The organism is Kineococcus aridisoli, assembly GCF_050871885.1.
Lineage (GTDB): Bacteria > Actinomycetota > Actinomycetes > Actinomycetales > Kineococcaceae > Kineococcus.
Window position 1 is genome coordinate 73,264 of the sequence record NZ_JBJLSF010000003.1, and the last position, 21,850, is coordinate 95,113.

The 21,850-nt window shown below is 75.9% G+C and carries 22 protein-coding genes and 1 tRNA gene; 5 read left to right on the plus strand and 18 right to left on the minus strand.

Translation table 11 applies throughout. The features are described from left to right. Window positions 1-2: 2 nt before the first annotated feature. Window positions 3-857 (minus strand): DUF881 domain-containing protein, encoded by an 855-nt coding sequence (locus ACRYM2_RS01780; protein ID WP_432519417.1) that lies wholly within the window; start codon window positions 855-857, stop codon window positions 3-5. Continuing rightward, a complete protein-coding gene (clsA, locus tag ACRYM2_RS01785; protein WP_432519419.1) occupies window positions 854-1,417 on the minus strand; it encodes a cardiolipin synthase ClsA in 564 nt (187 codons plus the stop codon). Before clsA ends, ACRYM2_RS01780 begins: the two co-directional genes overlap by 4 nt. 130 nt (window positions 1,418-1,547) lie before the next feature. Between clsA and ACRYM2_RS01790 the strand changes: the two genes are divergently transcribed. The 3 genes from ACRYM2_RS01790 to ACRYM2_RS01800 all read left to right on the plus strand — a co-directional run bounded on the left by ACRYM2_RS01790 (window position 1,548) and on the right by ACRYM2_RS01800 (window position 3,242). After that, window positions 1,548-1,811 (plus strand): hypothetical protein, encoded by a 264-nt coding sequence (locus tag ACRYM2_RS01790; protein ID WP_432519420.1) that lies wholly within the window; start codon window positions 1,548-1,550, stop codon window positions 1,809-1,811. Then, on the plus strand, window positions 1,808-2,419 hold the full coding sequence (locus ACRYM2_RS01795; RefSeq protein ID WP_432519422.1) for a hypothetical protein: 612 nt from the start codon (window positions 1,808-1,810) through the stop codon (window positions 2,417-2,419). The genes ACRYM2_RS01790 and ACRYM2_RS01795 overlap by 4 nt, the downstream gene beginning before the upstream one ends. Before the next feature lie 67 nt (window positions 2,420-2,486). Next, complete coding sequence (locus ACRYM2_RS01800) at window positions 2,487-3,242, plus strand: SDR family NAD(P)-dependent oxidoreductase (RefSeq protein WP_432519423.1); 756 nt, start codon at window positions 2,487-2,489, stop codon at window positions 3,240-3,242. 346 nt (window positions 3,243-3,588) lie between these two features. Here the strand turns inward: ACRYM2_RS01800 and ACRYM2_RS01805 are convergent, their stop codons facing one another. From ACRYM2_RS01805 to ACRYM2_RS01835, 7 genes are all read right to left on the minus strand, one after another. After that, window positions 3,589-4,008: an Hsp20/alpha crystallin family protein gene (locus ACRYM2_RS01805; protein WP_432519425.1), complete on the minus strand. Its 420-nt coding sequence runs from the start codon at window positions 4,006-4,008 to the stop codon at window positions 3,589-3,591. Between the two features lie 120 nt (window positions 4,009-4,128). Continuing rightward, on the minus strand, window positions 4,129-8,268 hold the full coding sequence (gene hrpA / locus ACRYM2_RS01810) for an ATP-dependent RNA helicase HrpA (RefSeq protein ID WP_432519426.1): 4,140 nt from the start codon (window positions 8,266-8,268) through the stop codon (window positions 4,129-4,131). 106 nt (window positions 8,269-8,374) lie between these two features. Next, a complete protein-coding gene (locus ACRYM2_RS01815; protein WP_432519427.1) occupies window positions 8,375-9,043 on the minus strand; it encodes a cysteine hydrolase family protein in 669 nt (222 codons plus the stop codon). Beyond that, entirely contained in the window at window positions 9,040-10,089 is a 1,050-nt protein-coding gene (locus tag ACRYM2_RS01820) for an LLM class flavin-dependent oxidoreductase (protein ID WP_432519428.1), read from the minus strand. The genes ACRYM2_RS01815 and ACRYM2_RS01820 overlap by 4 nt, the downstream gene beginning before the upstream one ends. Beyond that, the gene (locus ACRYM2_RS01825; RefSeq protein ID WP_432519430.1) at window positions 10,086-11,186 is read right to left on the minus strand and encodes an ABC transporter substrate-binding protein; all 1,101 of its coding nucleotides are present in this window, start codon (window positions 11,184-11,186) and stop codon (window positions 10,086-10,088) included. Before ACRYM2_RS01825 ends, ACRYM2_RS01820 begins: the two co-directional genes overlap by 4 nt. A 53-nt stretch (window positions 11,187-11,239) precedes the next feature. Beyond that, complete coding sequence (locus tag ACRYM2_RS01830; protein WP_432519431.1) at window positions 11,240-12,001, minus strand: ABC transporter permease; 762 nt, start codon at window positions 11,999-12,001, stop codon at window positions 11,240-11,242. Continuing rightward, window positions 11,998-12,837 carry an ABC transporter ATP-binding protein gene (locus tag ACRYM2_RS01835; RefSeq protein WP_432519432.1) on the minus strand — a complete coding sequence of 280 codons (840 nt, stop codon included), beginning with the start codon at window positions 12,835-12,837 and terminating at the stop codon, window positions 11,998-12,000. Before ACRYM2_RS01835 ends, ACRYM2_RS01830 begins: the two co-directional genes overlap by 4 nt. Before the next feature lie 40 nt (window positions 12,838-12,877). On the opposite strand from ACRYM2_RS01835, the gene ACRYM2_RS01840 reads away from it, so the two are divergent. Further along, the gene (locus ACRYM2_RS01840; RefSeq protein WP_432519434.1) at window positions 12,878-13,444 is read left to right on the plus strand and encodes a TetR/AcrR family transcriptional regulator; all 567 of its coding nucleotides are present in this window, start codon (window positions 12,878-12,880) and stop codon (window positions 13,442-13,444) included. 26 nt (window positions 13,445-13,470) lie between these two features. Here ACRYM2_RS01840 and ACRYM2_RS01845 read toward each other — a convergent pair whose 3' ends face one another. Then, window positions 13,471-14,094, minus strand: coding sequence for a LysE/ArgO family amino acid transporter (locus ACRYM2_RS01845; protein ID WP_432519474.1), 624 nt, complete (start codon window positions 14,092-14,094; stop codon window positions 13,471-13,473). A gap of 74 nt (window positions 14,095-14,168) precedes the next feature. Between ACRYM2_RS01845 and ACRYM2_RS01850 the strand changes: the two genes are divergently transcribed. After that, on the plus strand, window positions 14,169-15,119 hold the full coding sequence (locus ACRYM2_RS01850) for a LysR family transcriptional regulator ArgP (RefSeq protein WP_432519436.1): 951 nt from the start codon (window positions 14,169-14,171) through the stop codon (window positions 15,117-15,119). 113 nt (window positions 15,120-15,232) lie between these two features. Here ACRYM2_RS01850 and ACRYM2_RS01855 read toward each other — a convergent pair. The 8 genes from ACRYM2_RS01855 to scpB form a co-directional block, all read right to left on the minus strand. Continuing rightward, a tRNA-Pro gene (locus ACRYM2_RS01855) sits at window positions 15,233-15,306 on the minus strand. Window positions 15,307-15,349: 43 nt separating this feature from the next. Beyond that, window positions 15,350-16,873 (minus strand): ribosome biogenesis GTPase Der, encoded by a 1,524-nt coding sequence (der, locus tag ACRYM2_RS01860; RefSeq protein WP_432519437.1) that lies wholly within the window; start codon window positions 16,871-16,873, stop codon window positions 15,350-15,352. Next, a complete protein-coding gene (locus ACRYM2_RS01865) occupies window positions 16,870-17,625 on the minus strand; it encodes a lysophospholipid acyltransferase family protein (protein WP_432519439.1) in 756 nt (251 codons plus the stop codon). The genes der and ACRYM2_RS01865 overlap by 4 nt, the downstream gene beginning before the upstream one ends. Continuing rightward, entirely contained in the window at window positions 17,622-18,422 is an 801-nt protein-coding gene (gene cmk / locus ACRYM2_RS01870; RefSeq protein WP_432519441.1) for a (d)CMP kinase, read from the minus strand. The genes ACRYM2_RS01865 and cmk overlap by 4 nt, the downstream gene beginning before the upstream one ends. A gap of 49 nt (window positions 18,423-18,471) precedes the next feature. After that, window positions 18,472-19,584 carry a prephenate dehydrogenase gene (locus tag ACRYM2_RS01875; protein WP_432519442.1) on the minus strand — a complete coding sequence of 371 codons (1,113 nt, stop codon included), beginning with the start codon at window positions 19,582-19,584 and terminating at the stop codon, window positions 18,472-18,474. Window positions 19,585-19,591: 7 nt separating this feature from the next. After that, on the minus strand, window positions 19,592-19,954 hold the full coding sequence (gene aroH, locus ACRYM2_RS01880) for a chorismate mutase (RefSeq protein ID WP_432519443.1): 363 nt from the start codon (window positions 19,952-19,954) through the stop codon (window positions 19,592-19,594). Window positions 19,955-20,019: 65 nt separating this feature from the next. Further along, on the minus strand, window positions 20,020-20,985 hold the full coding sequence (locus ACRYM2_RS01885; protein WP_432519444.1) for a pseudouridine synthase: 966 nt from the start codon (window positions 20,983-20,985) through the stop codon (window positions 20,020-20,022). Continuing rightward, window positions 20,982-21,848, minus strand: a complete 867-nt coding sequence (gene scpB / locus ACRYM2_RS01890; protein WP_432519445.1) for an SMC-Scp complex subunit ScpB — start codon at window positions 21,846-21,848, stop codon at window positions 20,982-20,984. Before scpB ends, ACRYM2_RS01885 begins: the two co-directional genes overlap by 4 nt. Window positions 21,849-21,850: the final 2 nt, after the last annotated feature.

The following is a 21,850-nucleotide window of genomic DNA, read 5'->3' on the forward strand; positions in this document are numbered from 1 at the left end:
CGCTACCGCGCGTCCGCGACGGTCAGCCGCAGGTCCAGGCGCTGGGCCGCCGGCAGCGTCAGCGGGTCGTCCTCGGTGCGGGCCTGCACCTCGACGCCGATGCCGTAGTTGTCGCGCAGCACCTGCAGGTAGCGGCCCGCGACGGAGGCCGCCAGGCCGGTCTGCAACCGGGTCGGGTCGCCGACGGCGGAGACGGCGTAGGGCGGGGTGAGGGGGCGGTGGTCCACGAGCACGGCCTCACCGGCCGCGCGGATCGACGACAGCGCGCTCAGGCGCTGGCCGTTGACCGAGACGGCCTCCGCGCCCGCCTGCCACAGGCCGTTGACGACGAGCTGGACGTCGCGGTCGAGGACCCGCCCGGAGGTGTCCGCCGCGCCGGTGCCGATCCCCTCGTCCGGCACCGGCGCGTCGTCGAGGACGACGCGCACCCCGGGCCCGCTGACGGCCACCGCGGCCGCGGCGACCGCGAGCTCGTCGGCGCGCGCCGAGGCCGCCGCGGCCGCGCTGCCGCCCAGGCGGGCGGCCAGGTCGGCGTTGGCGGCCTGCAGGGCGGCCACCTGCGCGGCGAGGGCGTCGGTGCGCGCGGTGCCCGCCTCGACGCGCTCCAGCAGCTGGCGCCGGCCGCGGTCGGCCTCCGGCTCGGCGGCGGCGGCGCGCAGGCCCGCCACGGCGAGCAGGACGCCGATGGCGAGCGCGGCCAGGAGGGTGCCGGCCCGGGCGGCCGGGCGGCGCTGCTCGCCGCGCTCGGCGCGCCGGGCCGCCGCGGCGGCGTAGCCGGGGTCCAGCGGGCGCTGCATGACCTCGGTGAGCAGGGCGGTGCTGGCGGCCGGGTCGCGCGGGGCCCGAGCGCCGCTCACCGGCGCTCGGCGCGCCACAGCTGCACCACCTGCTGCACGTAGAGGACCCCCGCCCACCAGTACAGGCCCGTGCCCCACAGGGCGAACGCCCAGCCCAGCGCGCCGGCGACCTCGGCCACGGAGTGCGCGACCTCGCCGAGCAGCAGCAGCGGGAAGGCGTAGAGCAGGCAGAAGGTGCCGGCCTTGCCGAGGAAGTGCACGGGCAGGACGCTGTGGCCGAGGGCGGCCAGGAAGGGCACCGTGCAGGCCAGCACCACGTCGCGGGCGACGAGCACGACGACCAGCCACCACGGCACCAGCCCGCGGTGGGCCAGGCCCAGCAGCGTGGTGAGGATGTAGAGGCGGTCGGCGAACGGGTCGAGCACCTGCCCCAGCCGGGTGACCTGGTCCCAGCGGCGGGCGAGCAGGCCGTCGAGGTAGTCGCTGGCGCCGCTGACGGCGAGCACGAGCAGCGCCCAGCCGTCGTGGCCGCGCACGATGAGCACGGCGAAGACGGGCACGAGCAGCAGCCGCAGGGCGCTCAGCGCGTTGGGCACCGTGAGGACCCGGTCGCTGACCACCTGCCCACCTGCCGCCGCCACGGCGCCACCACCCCCCGCTGGTCCTGGGCGTCCACCCTACGGGGCCGGATCACCCGGAGCGGTCAAGAAGTTCTTGACAGGCTCACGTCGTCAAGACATCATTGACGACATGAGCGCATCCCCCGACAAGCCCTCCACCGTCAACCTGCTCCTCCTGCCGGGCCTGGCCTGCATCGCCGTCGTCCTGTGCACGACCTACCTGCCGGAGACCTGGTGGCGCACCGCCCTCGTGCTGGCCGTCACCCTCGTCGGTGCCTTCGCCGCCGGGCTGGGGCTGCGGGCGCAGAGCGCCCGGAACCGCGCCGCCCAGCGCGACCAGGAGGCCCTCGACGGCCTGGAGCCCCTGCCCCGCAACCGCCCCGACGCCCGGTGAGCGCCGTGGAGCTCGGCAAGGGCGCGGGCGCGGGTGCGGGTGCGCGCGAGGAGGCGCTGGCCCTGCTGCGCGAGCGCATCGAGGCCGCCGTCGTGGAGGCCGCCGGCACCCCGCAGCCGGAGGGCGACCCCGACGCGACGCTGGAGCTGGTGGCGGCGAGCAAGGTGGCCGCCGAGGAGACCAGCCGACTGCTGCGCGCCTCCATCGACGCGGCCCGCTCGGCCGGGCACCGCTGGGACACCGTCGGCGCCCTGCTCGGCGTCAGCAAGCAGGCCGCGCAGCAGCGCTTCGGCCAGCGCTCCGGCACCCCGGGCCAGGAGGCCGCACCCGGCGCGGACGGCGCGGTGCGCCGGGTGCTCACCCCGCTGACGGCCTTCGACGAGATGGAGGTCCTGGCCCGCGAGGGCCGCCGCGGCTGGCACGTCGTCGACTACGGCACCCTCTACCACCTCGTCGAGGCCTCCGACCACCAGTGGGAGCACCTGCGCCAGCCGTGGAACCCCGCCGCGCGCCGGCGCCTGACCGAGCAGGGCTGGACCCTCGTCAAGGGCACGACGTTCCCGTGGGGCTACTGGAAGCGCCCGCTGGACCTGCCGGCCGAACCCTGAGGACCTGGTCGCGGGCGTAGCATCCTCTTGTTGTCCGACACGTGTCGCACAGACGGAGGAGATCGAGATGCCCACCGAAGACCTGCAGGACCGGTCCGCGATCGTCACCGGGGGCGCCTCCGGCATCGGCCGCGCCGTCGCCCTCGCCCTGGCCGCCGGCGGGGCGGCCGTGCTCGTCGCCGACCTGCACGAGGAGGCCGCGCAGCGCGTCGCCGACGAGATCACCGCCGCCGGCGGCACCGCGCGGGCCTTCGCCGGCGACGTGGCCGATCCGGCCGTGCACGAGGCGATGGTGGCGGCGGCCGGCGCGCTGGGTCCGCTGCGGGCCGCCGTCAACAACGCCGGCATCGGCGGCGAGGCGGCCACCGTCGCCGACTACTCCCTGGAGAGCTGGCACCGGGTCATCCAGGTGAACCTCAACGCCGTCTTCTACGGCCTGCGGGCGCAGATCCCCGCGATGGTCGCAGCCGGCGGCGGCGCGATCGTCAACATGGCCTCCGTGCTGGGGAGCGTCGGCATCGCCGGCTCCAGCGCCTACGTCACCGCCAAGCACGCCGTCGTCGGCCTGACGAAGAACGCCGCGCTGGAGCACTCCGCTCAGGGCGTGCGGGTCAACGCGGTGGGTCCGGGGTTCATCCACACCCCGCTCGTGGACGCCAACCTCTCCGCCGACGCCCAGGCCGCCCTGGCCGCGCAGCACGCGCTGGGCCGTCTCGGCACTCCCGAGGAGGTCGCCGCGCTCACCGCGTTCCTGCTCGGCGACGGCGCGAGCTTCATCACCGGCTCCTACCACCTCGTCGACGGCGGGTACGCCGCGCGCTGACCGGGCGAGGGCGGCCGGGACCGCCCGCGCGCACGGCGCGCGGCCGGCACCCGCTGCGGCCGGCGGCCCGATGGCCCGGCGGCCCGGCGGGGGTGAGCGTTCCCGGCCCGTCGGCCGGCGGGCCGGGAACACCTCGGGTGCCACCTCGCGGCGGTGCACCCGGCGACGGGACCGGCCGGCCGGCGCGGGCGCGGTCAGCGTCGCGGCGAGGGCGCGGAACTGCGCGTCGAACCACTGCTGCAGCCAGTGGTCCAACCCGTCGTCCGAGCACGCACCCACCCGCTGCGCCGCCGCGCCCGGGGCCTGCGACCGGTCCGCGCTGAGCACGTCCACGGCGCTGCGCCCGTCAGGAGCCGATGGCCTGCGGCTGCTCGGACGTCTCGATCGTGATGCGCCGCGGCTTGGCCTTCTCGGCCACCGGGACGCGCAGGGTCAGCACCCCCGCGTGGTAGTTCGCCGAGATCCGCTCGGTGTCGAGGTTGTCGCCGAGGATGAGCTGGCGGCTGAAGACACCTCGCGGGCGCTCGGCGGCGACCATCTCGTGCGGGCCCTCGGCCACCGGTCGCTGCGCGCGCACGGTCAGCACGTTGCGCTCCACGTCCAGCTCGACGCTCGCCGGGTCCACGCCCGGCAGGTCGAACTCGACGACGAACTCGTCGCCGGAACGCCAGGCGTCCATCGGCATCGCCGTCGGGCGAGCGGCCGTGCCGAACACCTGCTGGGTGATCCGGTCGAGTTCCCGGAAGGGGTCAGTGCGCATCAGCATGGGAACCACCTCCACTGCGAGACAGGAAGATGCGCTACCGGTCGTGCCGTCGGCCCGTCCGTCGGCACAGTTCTGAAATAGCACTCCGGCGACCCGAGTGCAACCCCTGCGGGCGGCGCCTCAGCCGATCTCCGCGAGGGCCTTCAGGACGCGCTCGTCGCTCACCGGGTGGGCCGTCGGGACGCCCTGGGCGAACTTCTGCAGCCGCAGCTCCTCCAGCACCCAGCGGATGCGCGCCAGCTCCGGCGGCACCGGGGTGCCGGCGCGGCGCAGCCGGTTCGCGTACTCGTCGCGGACCCGGGCGAACTCGGCCATCCGCACCCGGTCGCGCTGGGGGTTGTCCGGCATCGTCTCCAGCCGGCGGGTGATCCCCTGCAGGTAGCGCAGCAGGTCCGGCAGCCGGTCCACCCCCGTCTCGGCGACGAAGCCGGCGTGCACCAGGGCGGTGAACTGCTCGCGGACGTCGGCCAGCGAGGGCACCAGCGTCAGGCTGGTGGTGCGCGAGATCGCGCGCTCGACGCCGGCCGCCGAGCGCAGCACCCGCAGCGTCCGGTCCACGGCGCTCGCCGTGACCTCCGGCAGGCGCGCACCGACGGTGCGGGCCAGCTCGGCGAACGCGGCGGCGGTGCGCACGTCGGCACCCCCGGCCTGCTCCAGCAGCGCGTCGGCGGCGGCGCGCACGCAGTCGTCGAGGACGGCGGCCGCGCTGCCGTGCGGTGCGCGCGCCAGCAGCAGCTTGGCGTCGTTGGGCAGGCCGCACTGCACCGCCCGCACGGGCGAGGGCAGCGTGAGCAGCAGCAGCCGCAGCACCCCGGCGCGGTGCTCGGCCCGGGCCTGCCCCGGGGTCGCGAACGTGCGCAGGCCCACGGTGGCGCCTTCGTCGACCAGCGCCGGGTAGGACGTCACGTCGCTGCCCCGCCGGACGCTGGTGTGGGTGAGCGGGACCTCCTCGGGCAGCTCGGCCCACGAGCGCGCCCCGGTGCGCTGCACCTCGTCGGCGGCCTCGGTGAGCGTGGCCACGACCTCCGTCTCCAGGGCGGCCCGCAGCCGCGGGAAGTCCTTGCCCTGCGCCAGGACCGCACCGTCCGCGCCGACGACGCGGAAGGAGGGCCGCAGGTGCGCGGGCACCTTCGCCCAGTCCACGTCCTCGGCGTAGACCTCGGTGCCGTCGCCCAGCCGGGGCATCTCGCGCTCGAACGCCGTCCAGAACGGCTCGGCGCGCGGGGTCACCCGCTCCAGGAACCGCGCCGCCACGTCCGGTGCGGGCACGAGGTTCTTGCGCAGCTGCTTGGGCAGCGAGCGCAGCAGGGCGGTGACCATGTCGTGGCGGAAGCCCGGCACCTGCCACAGCAGGTCGCGGTCGTCGAAGCGGTTGACGACCTCGACCGGCACGTCGACGGTCACCCCGTCCAGCGGGGAGCCGGGGTCGAAGACGTAGGAGAGCGCGAGGTCCAGGTCCCCCTGGCGCCAGCTGAGCGGGAACTGCTCCTCGCTGATGCCGGGGTCGTCGGCGACGAGCATCGCCGGGTCGAAGGTCAGCAGGTCGGGGCGGGTGCGCCGCTCGGTCTTCCACCAGGCGTCGAAGTGCCGGCCGGAGACGACGTCGGCGGGGATGCGCGCGTCGTAGAAGGCGAACAGCACCTCGTCGTCGACGACGATGTCGCGGCGGCGGGCGCGGTTCTCCAGCTCCTCGGCCTCCTCCAGCAGCTCGCGGTTGCGGGAGAAGAACTCATGGCGGGTCTCGAAGTCGCCCTCGACGAGGGCGTGCCGGATGAACAGCTCCCGGGAGGTCTCCGGGTCGATCGCGCCGTAGGGCACGGTGCGCCCGGCCACGATCGGCACGCCGTAGAGGGTGACGCGCTCGGTGGCCACGACCGCCGCCCGCTTGCGCGACCAGCGGGGTTCGGAGTGGTTGCGCTTGACGACGTGCTCGGCGAGCGGCTCGATCCAGCGCGGGTCGATCGCGGCGGCGACCCGCGCCCACAGCCGGGAGGTCTCCACGAGCTCGGCGGCCACGACCCAGTCGGGGTTGCGCCGCCCGAGCGCGGATCCGGGGAAGAGCGCGAACTTCGCCCCGCGGGCACCGAGGTACTCCTGCTGGGCGGGGCGCTGGGACTCGCGGCGCCCGCCCTCGCGCCGGCCGCGACCCTCCTCGCGCACGTCCTTGAGCCCGATGTTGCCCAGCAGCCCGGCCAGCAGCGAGCGGTGCACGGCGTCGGCGTCGTAGCCGGGGTCGGGGAACAGCTGGTCCTCGGCCGGCTGGCCGAGCTCGGGCGCCCGGACCTCGAAGCGCAGGTCGCGCACGACGCGCCGCAGCTGCGAGTAGGTGTCCTGCCACTCGCGGATGCGCAGGTAGTGCAGCATCTCGGCCTTCACCCGGCGCCGGAACGCCGAGGAGGACAGCTCCCGCTGCAGGTGCTGCAGGTAGGACCACAGGTTCAGGTACGTCAGGAAGTCGGAGCGCTCGTTGCGGAACCTGGCGTGCAGCTGGGCGGCGCGGTCGCGCTGCTCCAGCGGGCGCTCGCGCGGGTCCTGCACCGACAGGGCGGCCACGACGACGAGGACGTCGTGCAGGCAGCCGTTGCGCTGCGCCTCCAGGACCATGCGGCCCAGCCGGGGGTCGATGGGCAGGCGGGCCAGGTCGCGGCCGGTGCGGGTCAGCCGCGGCACCCCGCGCTCCCCCGGCCGGGCGCCCTCGATCGCACCGAGCTCGGCCAGCAGGGCCAGGCCGTCGGCGATGCTGCGCGCCTCCGGCGGTTCCACGAACGGGAAGGCGGCGATGTCGCCCAGGCCCAGGGAGGCCATCTGCAGGATGACCGCGGCGAGGTTGGTGCGCAGGATCTCCGGGTCGGTGAACTCCGGGCGGGACTCGAAGTCGGCCTGGGAGTACAGCCGGATGCAGATGCCGTCGGCCACGCGCCCGCAGCGGCCGGCGCGCTGGTTCGCCGACGCCTGCGAGATCTTCTCGATGGGCAGCCGCTGCACCTTGGTCCGGTGGCTGTAGCGGGAGATGCGCGCGGTGCCGACGTCGACGACGTAGCGGATCCCCGGGACCGTCAGCGAGGTCTCGGCGACGTTGGTGGACAGCACGATCCGCCTTCCGGGGTGGGGGCGGAAGACCCGGTGCTGCTCCTCGGCGCTCAGCCGCGCGAACAGCGGGACGACCTCCACCTCGCGCAGCTCCCGGCGGCGCACCAGGTCGTCGAGGGCCTCGGCGGTGTCGCGGATCTCCCGCTCGCCGGGCAGGAAGACCAGGACGTCCCCCGGCCCCTCGGCGACGAGCTCGCGGACGGCGTCGAGGACGCCCTCGGTCTGGTCGCGGTCGTCGACCGGCAGCGCGTCCTGCTCGTCGAGCCCCTCGCCCACGCCGCCGTCCTCGTCCTCGTCGCCGTCCCCGGCGAGCTCGGCCGTCAGCTCCTCGGCCAGCAGCGGGCGGTAGCGGACCTCCACGGGGTAGGTGCGCCCGGACACCTCCAGCACGGGCGCCCCGCCGAAGTGCCGGGAGAAGCGCTGCGGGTCGATGGTCGCGGAGGTGATGACGAGCTTGAGGTCGGGGCGGCGCGGCAGCAGCTGGGCGAGGTAGCCCAGCAGGAAGTCGATGGTGAGGCTGCGCTCGTGCGCCTCGTCGACGATGAGCGTGTCGTACTGCAGCAGCTCGGGGTCGCGCTGGATCTCGGCGAGCAGGATGCCGTCGGTCATGACCTTGACGAGGCTGTCCTCGCCGACGGTGTCGGTGAAGCGGACCGCGTACCCGACCAGGCCGCCCAGCTCGGTGCCCAGCTCGTCGGCCACGCGCTCGGCGACGGCGCGCGCGGCGATGCGCCGGGGCTGGGTGTGCCCGATGCGCCCGCGCACGCCCCGGCCGATCTCCAGGCAGATCTTGGGCAGCTGGGTCGTCTTGCCCGAGCCGGTCTCGCCGGCGACGACGACGACCTGGTGCTCGCGCAGCGCGGCGGCGATGCGGTCCTTCTCCTGGCTGACCGGCAGCTGCTCGGGGTAGCTGAGCACGGGCACGCTCGCGGCGCGGGAGGCCGCGCGGGCCTCGGCGGCGGCGGTCTGCGCCTCGACGTCGGCGAGGGCGGCCTCGAGCGGGCGGTCGCCGCGGGCCAGGACCGCCAGGCGCCGGCGCAGCCGGTCCTCCTCGCGCAGCGACACCGCGCCCAGGCGCTGCGCGAGGGCCCGCACGCGGGGGTCGTCGGGCAGCGTCGCCGCGGGTGGACGGTGGGACCGGCGCGGACCGCGCCCAGAAGACCTCGACATGACGCCGCAGAGTCTAGGTGCCCGCGCGGACACTCCACCCGTCCGGAGCACCCGGTGACGCCCGGTCGCGCTGCAGCGGCTGCTCCTCGCTCCTGCGGGCCCCCGCCTACTCCTCCCCCGCGACCCGAGCCCGCGCCCCGGGTGCGGGCGGCCACAGCGCCCGCACCGCCTCCACGTCGGCGACGACCGCGCTGTGCAGCGACAGCAGCAGCAGCGCCGCCTCGTGGGCGCGCACGTCCTCGGCGGCCGTGGCGTCGGCGAGGACGACGACGCGCAGGCCGTGCGTGAAGGCGCTGCCCGCGGTCTCCAGGACGCAGCAGTCGCTCGTCAGCCCGGCGATCGCGACCCACTCGACCCCGCGCTCGCGCAGCAGCCGCGCCAGCCCCGTGCCGGCGAACCCGTCGTAGGTGCGCTTGGGGACCACGGGCTCACCGGGCGCCGGGGCGAGCGCGTACCACTCGACGCCGCTCGTGCCCTCCACGCAGGGCTCCCACTCGTTCGGCCAGGGGTCGTCGGGGCCCAGCCCGCGCAGCCAGTTCGACGCCGGCCACGGCTGGTCCGGCGGCACCCGCAGCTGCACCCACACCACGTCGGCGCCGGCGGCGCGCGCGAGCGCGAGCGCGTCCCCGGTGCGCGCGACGGCGGCCGCCGTGCGCGAGCGCGCGTCGTCGTCGAGGTGGGCCAGGTGCGCGGGGTCGGCGAAGGAGCGCTGCACGTCGACGACCAGCAGCGCACCGCGCAGCCCGCGCAGCGCCGCCAGCCGCTGCGCGCTCACCCCGCGGCCCGCAGGCCCGGCAGGACGAGCTCGCCGAACGGCTCGGTGTCGCGCAGGTAGTCGGGGAAGACGAGCATGAGCCCGTCCAGCTCGGCGTCGTGGACCTGCTGCGCGATGCGCTCCACCACGGTCTGCGGGCCGCCGACGACCACCGCCGTCTGGAACGCCTCGTGCGCCCGGTCGCCGGCGGTCATCGACATCGCCCGGTCCAGCGGCAGCCCCCACGACAGCTTCATGCTCGTGATGGCCTCGGCGTCGTAGCCGCGGCCGTACTCGGCGAAGCGGCGCTGCGCGGCGGCGTCGGTCTCGTCGAGCACGACCGTGAGCATCGCGTACGTCCTGATCGAGCGGCCGCGCTCGGCCGCGAGCGCCTTCACCTCGCGGCTGGCCGCGCGCAGCCCGGGCAGGTCCTCGGCGGTGAGGAAGGAGCCGTCGCAGTGGGCCGCCTGGAAGCGCACGCCCGCCGGTGAGCGGCCGGCCGAGATGACCGTGGGGCGCCGCGCCGGGTGCGGTCGCGACTGGCAGTCCTCCAGGGTGAAGAACTCCCCGCGCGCGCTGACGGAGTCCTCGCTCCACAACCGCTGCACCAGCTGCAGCCACTCCTCGGTGTAGCGGTAGCGGTCGTCGTGGGTCAGGTCGCTGCGCCACTGCCCCATCTGGGAGAACTCGTGCTCGTAGGCGCCGACGACGACGTTCATCCCGCACCGCCCGCCCGAGACCTGGTCCAGGGTGGCGAACACCTTGGCCACCACCGCCGGGTGGAACAGGTTCGTGTGCACGGTCGCCCACAGCTGCACCCGCTCGGTGGCCTCCGCCAGCGCCGCCGTCATGGTCATCGACTCCAGCGTGCGGCCCCAGTGGTCGGTGCGGCCGCCGTACCCGCGCCACTTGGCCATGGACATCACGAAGTCCAGGCCGATGCGCTCGGCGGCCAGGGCGGCCTCGCGGTTGTACGCCCAGGTCGCCTCCGGGTGCGGCGCCGTCTCGGACATGATCCAGCCGCCGTTGCCGATGGGCAGGAAGACGCCGTACTCGCGCGCGCTCACGGCACCGGCCACACGAGCGCCCCGTCGGCGTACAGCGACGGCACGAGGTCGGTGTCGACCAGGGAAGCCGGGTCCGGCACCGCGGGGATCTGGCCCATCCGCACCAGGAAGTCGCCCTCGGCCTGCACGGAGGCCGGGTCGATCTGCCCGAGGACCTGCCCGGCCGGCAGCGAGTCGTCGACGAGCCGCGCCTCGGTCTGCCAGACCTGGACGTTGTGGTCGGTGTCGTAGCCGGCCTGCGCCTGCTCGGCGGCGTGGCCGACGCACTCGGCGGCCTGCTCCTCGGAGGCCTCGCAGTAGCGGTACGCCTTCAGCTGCGCGCGCAGGAAGTCCTCCACGGCGCCGCGGTGCTCGGCCAGGAAGTCCGGGTTGACGATGGTCGTCGCGATGGAGCCGGGGACCCCGTGGTCCTCGGGGTTCCACTGGGTGACCTCCTCGCCCAGCGCCTCCAGGGTGAGCGGCTCGTTGGACTTGTAGCCGGTCAGCGACTGCACCTGCCCGCGCACCAGCACCGTCGGGTCGAAGCCCACGACGACCTGGGTGATCGCCTCGACGTCGACCCCGGCGGCGCGCAGCATGGCGTCGATCGCCACGGGCAGCGCCCCCTTCTGCCCCAGCGTCGTCCCCTCCAGCTGCTTCAGGTCGGTGATGCCCGGCCCCGTCATGAGGGTGGCGATGGGCACGTGCCCGAACAGCGCGACCGCCTTCACGTCGACGCCGTTGGCGACGTTGACCAGGACGTCGGAGTTCCCGCTCATCGAGGAGACCTGCGCGGTGCCGGCCGCGACGAGCTGGGCGTTCTGGGCGGTCTCCCCGGTGCCGGGCTGGATCTCCACGTCGAGGCAGAGGGCGTCGAAGTAGCCCAGCGCCTGCGCCGCGACGGGGTCCAGGATGCTCGCCGACGCCTGGTACTGGTAGCCGGTGACGTAGGTGATGGTCCCGGCCGCCTCGTTGCTCGCGCACCGCTGCGCCGAGACCGCCGACCCCCGGCCCTCCCCGGGCCCGGGGCTCCCCGCGCCGTCGTCGGGACCCGAGCAGCCGGCGAGCAGCAGGGCCGCGGTCGCGCCGAGGGCGAGGGCAGTGCGCAGGCGGGTCACGGGGTTCCTCCAGGGTGGGGCGGTGCGGTCGTCGTGCGGGGTCGCTGCGGGGGTCAACGGTTCTGCGAGTCGTGCCACGACAGCGCCCGCCGCTCCAGGGTGCTCACCACGAGCAGCAGCAGCGAGCCCATGGCCGCCAGGCAGGCGATCGCGGCGAACACGCGGTCCAGCTGGGAGTTCGAGCTGGCCACGCTGATGAGCGTCCCGAGGCCGGACCTCGCGCCCGCGGCGGCGAACTCGGCGACGATCGCGCCGACCAGCGAGAGCGGGAAGACGACGCGGAACGCGGAGAACAGGTACGGCAGCGCGCTGGGGAAGCGCAGCCGCAGCAGCACGTCGAGGCGGGAGGCGTGCACCGTGCGGAACACGGCGAGGACGTGGCGGTCCACCGAGCGCAACCCCGTCGCGGTGTTCATCAGGACGGGGAAGAACGTGATGAGCCCGGTGACGATCACCTTGGGCAGCATGCCGAAGCCGAAGGCCACGACCAGCGCGGGGGCGATCGCGACGACGGGGGTGACGTTGAGCACGACCGCCAGCGGCGTCACCGCGCGGCGCACCAGGCCGGACTCGCTCACGAGGACGGCCAGCACGACGGCCGCGACGGTCCCGGCCACCAGGCCCAGCATCGCCTCCTGCAGCGTCGTCCACGCGTTGAGCAGGTACAGGCCGGGCTCGCTGGCCAGCTGGCGGCCCACCGCGGACAGCGGCGGCAGCACGTAGGGGTTGTCCCGCGCCACCCACGACCACAGCAGGGCCGCCGCGGCGAGCGCGACGAGGGTGGGCAGCCAGAACCGCGGGTGCAGGAACCTCACGCGGCGTCCCCGGGGCGGTCGGCGGACCAGGCGGTGCCCAGGCACTCGCGGATGCGGTGCTCGTGCTCGTGCAGCTCCGCGGACTCCAGCTGCCCCCGGCGGCGCGGCCGGTCCAGCGCGACGTCCACGACGCCGGCGATGCGGCCGGGGCGGGCGGCCATGACGACGACGGTGTCCGAGAGCAGCACGGCCTCGGAGATGGAGTGCGTGACGAAGACGACGGTCGTGCGCAGCTCCTGCCAGACGTCCAGCAGCTGCAGCTGCGCGGCCTCGCGGGTGAACTCGTCGAGGGCGGAGAAGGGCTCGTCCATGAGCAGCACCTCCGGCTGCAGGGCGAAGGCGCGGGCGATGGCGGCGCGCTGCTTCATCCCCCCGGACAGCTGGCGCGGCCGCCGGTGCAGCACCTCCCCCAGGCCTAGGCGGGTCAGCAGGGCGACCGGGTCGGCGGCCAGCCCCCCGCGCCCCGCGCCGGCCTGCTCGCGGCGGCGGCGCAGGGTGGCGGCCCGGTTCACCTTCTCCAGCACCCGCACGTTGGCGAGCACGTCCAGCCACGGCAGCAGCGCCGGCACCTGCGGCACGAAGCCGATGACCTTGTCCGCGCGCGCGGCGGCGGGCGTGCGCCCGCAGATGCGCACCTCGCCGCCGTCGGGGGCCTCCAGGCCCGCGATGAGGCGCAGCAGCGTGGACTTGCCGCAGCCGGAGGGGCCGATGACGCTGACGAAGCGCCCGCGCGGCACCTGCAGGTCGACGTGGTGCAGCGCCCGCGTCGCACCCGGTCCGCTGCCGTAGGTCTTGCAGGCGTCGTGGACCGCGACGAAGGGCTGCTCGTGCGACATGCCGCGACCCTACTTCCAGGGCGGCGGTACCCTCGCGGTCGTGGACGCTCGTGCTCGGCGCAGTCTCGAGCGCCTGTCGACCGCCGTGCTGGACCTGGCCGGGCGCAAGGCCCCCGAGACGCTGTCGGTCTCGGAGGTCGCCCGCGTCGCCGGGGTGCACCGCTCCACCTTCTACGAGCACAGCGACTCCCCCTCCGAGCTGCTGCGCACCGTCCTGCGCACCGAGCTCGACGCGGTCCGCGAGCGCCACCTGGGCGGGCAGGCCCCGCCCGACGTGGCGCTGCAGGTGCACCAGACCACCCTGGAGGTCCTGGAGCACCTGGAGCGCCACCGGGCGGTGTACCTGCGCAGCTTCGCCAGCCCCTCGGACGCCTCGCTGCGCACGATGCTCGGCGAGCACGTGCGCGCCTCGGTGCTGCTGCTGCTCGAGCGCGGTGCGGTGACCTCCCCCGTCGGCGACCGCGCCCTGGCCGCGCAGTACCTGGCCGAGGGGGCCGTGGGCGCGCTGTCGGTCTGGCTGGCCGGGCCGGCACCGCGCTCGGCGGAGGCCTTCCTCGCCGACTACGCCCGCCTCGTGCCGCCGTGGTGGCCGTCGATCGAGGGCTGAGGAGGTCCGCCGGGCGGGCGCGGCGCTCAGCGCGCGGCGAGCAGCAGGGAGGCCGCCAGGGCGGCCATGACCAGGGCGATCCCCGCGTCGAGCACCCGCCAGGCGCCGGGCCGGGCGAACAGCGGGCGCAGCAGCGCCGCGCCGAAGCCCAGGGCGGTGAACCACGCGGTGCTGGCCAGGGCCGCGCCGGCGGCGAACCACCACTGCCGCCCGGGGTGGCCCTGGGCGATCGAGCCGAGCAGGACCACCGTGTCGAGGTAGACGTGCGGGTTCAGCCACGTCAGCGCCAGCGCCGTGCCCACCGCCGCCGCCCGGGAGGCCGGCACCGCTCCCTCGCCGGCCTGCAGCGCCTGCGGGCGCAGCGCGCGGCGGGCGGCCGTCACCGCGTACGCGGCCAGGAACGCGGCGCCCACCAGGCGCACCGCGTCCAGCAGCCCGGGGTGGCTGCGCACCACCGCACCGGCACCGGCCACGCCGGCGCAGATGAGCGCGACGTCGGAGAGCACGCACACCAGCACCACGGCGCCCACGTGCCGGGCGCGCAGGCCCTGGCGCAGCACGAAGGCGTTCTGGGCGCCGATCGCCACGATGAGCGAGAGCCCGAGCCCCAGCCCGGAGGCGGTGGCGAGCAGGGCGGAGGCGGTAGGCAGCACCCGGCGACCGTAGGCACCCGCCGCTCTGAAGGGAAGCTTCTCCTCCTGCAGCGCCGTTAGCATCGCTGTTCGTGGACCTCGCCTCGACGCTGGACCTGGCCCAGCTGCGCGCCCTGAGCGCGGCGGTCTCCGAGGGGACCCTCGAAGCCGCCGCCCGCGCCCTGCACGTGACCCCGTCGGCGGTCAGCCAGCGGCTGCGCGCCCTGGAGGTGGCCACCGGCCGGGTCCTGCTGGTGCGCAGCAGACCCGTGCAGCCGACCGAGTCCGGCCGGGCGCTGCTGCGCCTGGCCCGCCAGGTCGAGCTGCTGGCCGGCGACACCCTCGCCGAGCTGGAGGCCGGCGGGGGCGGCGGGCCGGTGGACCGCGGGCCGCAGGTGCTGCCCATCGCCGTCAACGCCGACTCCCTGGGCACCTGGGTGCTGCCCGCGCTGGCTCCGCTGGCCGACCCGTCCGCGGCCGCGCCGGTGTGCTTCGACGTCCACCGCGACGACGAGGGGCACACCGCGGGGCTGCTGCGCTCGGGGGCGGTCGTGGCCGCCGTCACCACCGACCCCGACCCGGTCGCCGGCTGCTCGGTCACCCGGCTGGGCGCCATGCGCTACCGGCCGATGGCCGCGCCCGCCTTCGCCCGGCGCTTCTTCCCCGAGGGCCCCACGGCCCCGGCGCTGGCCCGGGCCCCCGTGGTGGTCTTCGACCGCAAGGACACCCTGCAGGAGCGCTACCTGCGCCGGCACCTGCCGCAGGGCCCCGCGGGCGCGGTGCGCGCCGCACCGCCCGCGCACCACGTGCCCTCCTCGGCGGACTTCCTGGCCGCGGTCCGCCTGGGCCTGGGCTGGGGCATGCTGCCCGAGCTGCAGGTCCGCGCCGGGCGGCACGAGCCGGGCGAGGACCTGGTGGACCTCGACCCGGGCGGCGCGATCGACGTCGCGCTGCACTGGCAGCAGTGGAAGCTGGGCTCGGCGTCGCTGGAGCGCGTGGCCGCCGCCGTCACCGCCGCGGCCCACCGCCACCTGGTGCAGTGAGCGGCACCGCGGCGACCGGCACCGCGAGGGGGTTCCCGTCGCGCGGGGCGCCGGAACGCGGAACGGGTGCCCACCCGAAGGTGGACACCCGTTCTGACCTGCGCGAACGCCGGTCGGGCTGACAGGATTTGAACCTGCGACCCCTTGACCCCCAGTCAAGTGCGCTACCAAGCTGCGCCACAGCCCGATCGACCCGACCCCTTGCGGGGCGAGCCGGGTAGAACCTTACCTCATCGCTTGCGCTTCTCCCGCACCCGCACGCTCAGCTCGATGGGGGTGCCGGTGAAGCCGAACTCCTCGCGCAGCCGGCGCTCCAGGAAGCGGCGGTAGCCGGCCTCCAGGAAGCCGCTGGCGAAGACGACGAAGCGCGGCGGGCGGGTGGAGGCCTGCGTGCCGAAGAGGATGCGCGGCTGCTTGCCGCCGCGCACCGGGTGCGGGTGGGCGGCGACGACCTGGCCGAGGAAGCTGTTGAGGCGGCCGGTGGGGATGCGCGTCTCCCACGAGGCCAGGGCGGTGTCGATGGCCGGGACGAGCCGCTCCATGTGCCGGCCGGTCTGCGCCGACACGTTGACCCGCGGCGCCCACGGGACCTGGACGAGCTCCTTCTCGATCTCGCGCTCGAGGTAGTGCCGGCGCTCCTCGTCGGTGAGGTCCCACTTGTTGTAGGCGACGACGAGGGCGCGCCCGGACTCCACGACCGTGGAGATGATGCGGATGTCCTGCTCGGCGATCGGGACGCTGGCGTCGACGAGGACGACGGCGACCTCCGCCTTCTCGAGGGCGGCCTGGGTGCGCAGCGAGGCGTAGAAGTCCGCGCCCTTGGTCAGGTGCACGCGGCGGCGGATGCCCGCGGTGTCCACGAACCGCCAGGTGCGCCCGCCGAGCTCGATGAGCTCGTCGACGGGGTCGCGGGTGGTGCCGGCCGTGGGGTGCACCACGACCCGCTCGGAACCGGCGAGCTTGTTGAGCATCGAGGACTTGCCGACGTTCGGGCGCCCCAGCAGCGCCACCCGCCGCGGGCCGCCGGCGTCGGGCAGGCCACCGCCGACGGCGGAGACCGCGGGCAGCAGCTTCACCGCGGCGTCCAGGGCGTCGCCCGTGCCCCGTCCGTGCAGCGCGGAGACCGGGTAGGGCTCGCCGAGCCCCAGCGACCACAGCTCGGTGGCGTCCGCCTCCTGGCGGGGACCGTCCACCTTGTTGGCCACGAGCACGACGGGGCGCCCGGAGCGGCGCAGCAGCCGCACGACCTTCTCGTCGCTGGCGGTGGCGCCCACCGTGGCGTCGACGACGAAGAGGACGGCGTCGGCCAGCTCGATGGCCAGCTCGGCCTGGTCGGCGACCGCGAGGTCCAGGCCCTCCGCCTTGGCCTCCCAGCCGCCGGTGTCGACGAGGGTGAAGTCGCGCCCGGCCCAGTTGGCCGGGTAGGCCACGCGGTCGCGGGTGACGCCCGGGACGTCCTCCACGACCGCCTCGCGGCGGCCGATGATGCGGTTGACCAGCGTCGACTTGCCGACGTTGGGGCGCCCGACGACGGCGAGCACCGGCAGCGGCCCGCGGGGGGCCTCCTCCGGGCCGCCCTCGCCGTCGGCCTCGAGCAGGGCGACGTCCTCGGGCGAGAGGTCGTAGTCCTCCAGCCCGACGCGCAGCGCGTTCTCGACGTTGTCGTCGACGCCGTCGCCGGCGCTCGGGTCGGTGCTGGCGGGGACGTCGGCGAGGACGTCCTCCGGGGTGTCCGGGGTTTCTGGTGCGCTCACCGGGAGCCTCCTGGCAGGTCGTCGGACGCCAGCTCGGCGAGCCCCAGCTCGTCGGCGGCGGCTTCGTCGTCGGGCAGTCGCATCCGCGTGCGCTGCAGGGAGTCCAGCACGTGGCTGGACAGCTTGTCGCGGACCTGGTCCACCGCGGCGGCCAGCGCGAGCCGGCCGGGGACGCCGGGTTCCTTCACGACCGTGAACGGTTCGCCGAAGCAGAACCACAGCCGCCGCCGCAGCGGCGGCAGGGCCCGCTCGCGCTCGCCCGGCAGGTGCGCGCCCAGGCAGGCGACCGGGACGACCGGGGCGCCGGACTGCAGCGCGATCCAGGCGATGCCTGAGCGCACCGAGGCCGCGTCACCGCGACCGCGGGTGCCCTCGGGGAAGACCCCGGCCGCCCCGCCGGCGGCCAGCACGGCCAGCACCGACTGCAGCGCGTCCCGGTCGCCGCGCTCGCGGTCGATGGGGATCTGCCCGGCCTGCAGCAGCGACCAGCCGAGCAGGCGCGTGGGCAGCGAGCCCTCGAACATCTCCTTCTTGACCAGGAAGTGCGCCGGCCGCGGCGCCATCCCGTACAGCAGCGGCCCGTCGAGGATCGAGGCGTGGTTGGCGGCGAAGAGCACCGGCCCGCTGGTGGGGACGTTCTCCGCGCCCAGCGCGCGACCGGCCCACACGCCGCGGGACAGGACGGTGCCGACGGCCCGCGTCCAGGGCCGGGGGGCGTCCGGGTGCGAACCGCCGACGGGTGCCCGGTTCACCGCTGCCCCCGCACCGGCCGGGCGGCGGCCACCACGTCGAGCAGGGCGGCGACGGTGCCCTCGAAGTCCAGGTGGGTGGAGTCCAGCGTCACGACGCCGTCGGCGGCCGCGGTGAAGGCGGTGGTGCGCGCGTCGACGCGGTCGCGCTCGACGACGGCGCGCCGGGTGGCCTCCAGCGCCGCGGCGTCGTCGGAACCGAGGTCCTGCTGGGCCCGGCGGGCCAGGCGCACGGCCTCGTCGGCGGTCAGCAGCACCCGCACGTCGGCCTCGGGGGCGACGACGGTGGTGATGTCGCGGCCCTCGGCCACGACGCCGGGACGGCCACCGGGGGCCGGTGCGGCGCAGGAGGCCTCGATGATCGCGCGCTGGCGCAGCACGAGGTCGGCGCGCACCGCCGGCACCGAGGCGACGGCGCTGACGCGGGAGGTCACCTCCGCCGAGCGCACGGCCTCGGTGAGGTCGGTCTCGGTGCCGTCCGCGGCGACGACGGCGACGGTCGGCGCGGCCGGGTCGGTGCCCACGCGCAGCGCGACCGCGCGCACGTGCTCGGCCACCGCGGCCGGGTCGGCGAGGTCGGTGCCGTGCTGCAGCGCCGACCACGTCACCGCGCGGTACATGGCGCCGGTGTCCAGGAAGGCCACGCCCAGCGCCGCGGCGACGGCCCGGCTGACGCTGGACTTGCCGCTGCCCGAGGGACCGTCGACGGCGACGACGATCGGCGTGGTCACGACGGGCGCGCCCGGGTCGTCCCCGGCCGGGGACGCGACGGAGCTGCGGGGTGCGGGCGAGGTGGACACCGGAAGAGGTTAGTCGACCGCACCGGGCCCGGCAGAACCGCGCGCGGGCTCAGAGCGGGACCGTCCAGCCGCGGGCCCGCAGCGACTGCTCGAGGGGCTCCTTGGCGGCCGGCAGCACGTCGATGGCCGCCAGCGCCACGGCCTGGCCCTCGGAGTGCTCCAGGCGCAGGTCCTCCAGGTTGACCCCCGCCGCCCCGACGTCGGTGAGCAGCCGGGCCAGCGCACCGGGGCGGTCGGGCACGACGACGACCACCGTGGCGTAGGCGGTGGGGGCCGAGCCGTGCTTGCCGGGGATGCGCTCGCGGCCGGCGCCGCCCGCCGCGATGACGCCGGCCAGCCGGCCGCGCGCGCCGGGGGCGGTCGGGTCGGCGGCGAGCGCGCGCAGGGCGCCGATGACGTCGTCGAGGTCGCGGCGCAGCTCCTCCAGGACGTCGGCGACGGGCGCGGCGTTGCCGGCGAGGATCTGCGCCCACAGCGCCGGGTCGCTGGCCGCGATGCGGGTGACGTCGCGCAGGCCCTGCCCGGCGAGCGCCACGGCCGGGTCGGGCGCCTCCCGCAGCCGGGCCGCCACCAGGCTGGCGGCCACCTGCGGGGCGTGCGAGACCAGCGCCACCGCCTCGTCGTGCTCGTCGGCCGGCATCGCGACCGGCACGGCGCCGCAGTCCAGGGCCAGGTCGCGCACCGCGCGCACGGCCGCCGGGCCGGCCGCCGCGGGGGCGGCCACCACCCACGGCCTGCCGGCGAAGAGGTCGGTGCGGGCGGCGACCGCCCCGGAGCGCTCCCGGCCGGCCATCGGGTGCCCGCCGACGTAGCGGGACAGGTCCGCGCCGGCCGCGCGCAGGGCGGCCAGGGGGCCGCCCTTGACGCTGGCGACGTCGGTGACCACGGCCCGCGGGAAGGCGGCCAGCTCGGCGCGGACCACCTCGGCGACGACGTCCGGCGGGGCGGCGACCAGCACCAGGGCCGGGTCGTCGCCGGGGGCCGCCAGCCGCCCGGCGCCCATGTCCCGCGCGAGCGCGGCGGCCGTCGGCGAGGGGTCGTGCAGCACGACGTCGACACCGCGCAGGCTCAGCGCGAGCGCCGCCGACGTGCCCAGCAGACCGGTGCCCACCACGCGGACCGTGCCGCGGGTGCGGGCGGGCGCCGCCGCGTCGAGGGTCACGGCGCCCTCACTGGGCGATGTCGCGGCGCAGCGCCTGGGCGCCGTTGAGGTACACGTGGCGCACCTCGCTGCGCGAGCGCGTCGTCTCCACGTGCGCCATGAGCCGGATGACGCGCGGCATCGAGCCCTCGATCTCCAGCTCCCGCGCGCACATCAGCGGCACGTCGCCCATCCCGAGCTCGCGGGCGGCCACCGCCGGGAACTCGGAGACGAGGTCGGCGGTGGAGGTGAAGATGACGCTGATGAAGTCGTCCAGCGACAGCTCGTTGACCCGGACCACCTCGGCGACGAGGTCGCGGGTGCGCGCCAGCACCTCCGCGCGCTCGTCCACGTCCACCTGCACCGCACCACGGATCGCCCTCACCGACACGCGCGGCAGGCTACCCGCCTCGGGTCCGGAGCCGGGTGCCGGTGCCGGTGCGGGGTCGGCGGCGCTCACAGGCCCGCGGCCGCCATGAGCTGCTGGACCTCGCCCCTGGTCAGGCGCCGGTTCTTGCCCGGCTTGAGGTCGCCGAGCACGAGCGGGCCCATCTGCACGCGCACCAGCTTCAGCACGGGGTAGCCCTCGGCCTCCAGCAGGCGGCGCACGACGTGCTTGCGGCCCTCGTGCAGGACGACCTCGACGAGGGCGTAGCCGGGCTTGGAGTCCACCAGGCGGAAGGAGTCGACCGCCACCGGCCCGTCCTCCAGCTCGACCCCGGCGCGCAGGTTCCGGCCCAGGTCGCGCTTGACGGGCCCGCGGACCTCCGCGAGGTAGGTCTTCTTCACCCCGAAGGAGGGGTGCTGCAGCCGGTGCGCCAGGGTCCCGTCGTTGGTGAGCAGGATCAGGCCCTCGGTGTCCAGGTCGAGGCGGCCGACGTGGAACAGCCGCTCCTCGCGTGGGCCGACCATGTCCGCCAGGTTCAGGCGCCCCTCCTCGTCGTACATCGTCGACACCACGCCCTTGGGCTTGTTGACCATGATGTAGACGAGGTCGTCGTCGATGGAGAAGCGCATGCCGTCCACGTGCACGACCTGGCGGGTGGGGTCGATGCGCACGCCGAGCTCGGTGACGACCTGGTCGTCCACCGTGACCCGGCCGGCGGTGATCATCTCCTCGCAGGCGCGCCGCGAGCCGGCGCCCGCCGCGGCGAGGAACTTCTGCAGGCGCACGCCCTCCGGGTCGTGCACGTCGACGCCGGTGCGCGCCTTGACCGGGGCCGGGCCGCGCCGCGGCGGCTGCGGCGCCGGGGCCACCTGGTCGGTCATCCGCTTGGCGGCGCCCTTGCGACCACCACCGCGGCCGGTGCCGCCGGCACCGCCCGCACCGGCCGCCGAGGGGCGGCCCCCGGTGCGGGGCGCGGGTCGGGACGGGCGTCGCTGCCCACGGCCGCCGCCGCTGCGGGGCGCGTTCGGGCTCATGTCGGGTCTCCCTGCTGGTGTACGTCGTCTGGCCGGTCTGCGCGGTCCTGCTGGTCCCGGGTCTGGTCCCGGGTCCGGTCCTGGTCCGCCTGGGCGGCGGGCTCCCCGGTCCCCCCGGGCTCCTCGAGCTCGAGGTGCCCGAGCTCCAGCTGCTGGTGCGCCGACCCTCCATCATCCCCCACTCCGGAGCCGCCGCCGACCGCCAGCGGCGGGAGGGACCCGGCGAGCACCTCCCGCGGCTCCAGGTCGTCCAGCGAGACCTCGTCGGGCAGGAACGGCGCCAGCGGCGGCAGGTCGTCGAGGCTGCGCAGCCCCATGCGCTGCAGGAACTCCGGCGTCGTGGCGTAGAGCGTGGCCCCGCTGGTGGCCTCGACGCCCGCCTCGCGCACCAGCCCGCGCGTCAGCAGCGTGCGCATCACGCCGTCCACGCCGACCCCGCGCACGGCCGAGACCCGGGCCCGGCTCACCGGCTGGCGGTAGGCCACGACCGCGAGCGTCTCCAGCGCCGCCTGGGTCAGCTTGGCCGTCTGCCCGTCGAGCAGGAACGCCTCGACGACGTCGGCGTGCTCGGCGCGCGAGTACATCCGCCAGCCCTCGCCGACCTCGCGCAGCTCGAAGCCGCGGCCGGTCTCGGAGTACTCCCCCGCCAGCTCGCGCAGCAGCAGGTCCACCTCGTCGGGCTGCTCCCCGACCGCGCGGGCCAGCGCCTGCACGCCGACGGGCTCGTCGGCGACCATGAGCACCGCCTCGACGGCCGCGCGCACCCGCCGGCCGGGGTCCTCGTCCCGCTCCGCCTCGACCTCCGGGGCCGCCTCCGGGGCCCGCTCGCGCAGCTCCTGCGGCTCCTGCACCTGCTCGCCCACCG

What these genes read in the sequence shown, in the direction of transcription:
- ACRYM2_RS01790 (WP_432519420.1), top strand. Translation starts at nt 1,548, where the DNA reads ATGAGCGCATCCCCCGACAAGCCCTCCACCGTCAACCTGCTCCTCCTG.
- ACRYM2_RS01800 (WP_432519423.1), top strand. Translation starts at nt 2,487, where the DNA reads ATGCCCACCGAAGACCTGCAGGACCGGTCCGCGATCGTCACCGGGGGC.
- ACRYM2_RS01805 (WP_432519425.1), bottom strand. Translation starts at nt 4,008, where the DNA reads ATGCTGATGCGCACTGACCCCTTCCGGGAACTCGACCGGATCACCCAG.
- hrpA (WP_432519426.1), bottom strand. Translation starts at nt 8,268, where the DNA reads ATGTCGAGGTCTTCTGGGCGCGGTCCGCGCCGGTCCCACCGTCCACCC.
- ACRYM2_RS01835 (WP_432519432.1), bottom strand. Translation starts at nt 12,837, where the DNA reads ATGTCGCACGAGCAGCCCTTCGTCGCGGTCCACGACGCCTGCAAGACC.
- ACRYM2_RS01885 (WP_432519444.1), bottom strand. Translation starts at nt 20,985, where the DNA reads ATGAGCCCGAACGCGCCCCGCAGCGGCGGCGGCCGTGGGCAGCGACGC.